This window comes from Bacillus sp. MN7755 (genome assembly GCF_054771475.1).
Genome location: NZ_BTRL01000017.1, coordinates 425,623 through 425,871, shown reverse-complemented (window position 1 = coordinate 425,871; position 249 = coordinate 425,623). Strand labels below are relative to the sequence as shown.

The 249-nt window shown below is 50.2% G+C and carries 2 tRNA genes; both read left to right on the top strand.

The features are described 5' to 3' along the window. Positions 1-29 precede the first annotated feature (29 nt). Positions 30-105, top strand: a tRNA-His gene (locus ACYVEC_RS21575). A 22-nt stretch (positions 106-127) separates the two neighbouring features. Continuing rightward, positions 128-208: transfer RNA gene (locus ACYVEC_RS21570), tRNA-Leu, on the top strand. Positions 209-249 lie beyond the last annotated feature (41 nt).

Here is a 249-nt window from a genome sequence, read left to right as displayed (position 1 = left end):
AAGTCCTCTAGTCGGCACCAGAAATCATGGCGGTTGTGGCGAAGTGGTTAACGCACCGGATTGTGGCTCCGGCATTCGTGGGTTCGATTCCCATCAGTCGCCCCATTTTTCTTAAATAAATTAATATGCGGGTGTGGCGGAATTGGCAGACGCACCAGACTTAGGATCTGGCGCCTTTGGCGTGGGGGTTCGACTCCCTTCACCCGCACTTTTAATTAAATAACTCATACATGTCTTGCGGAAGTAGTT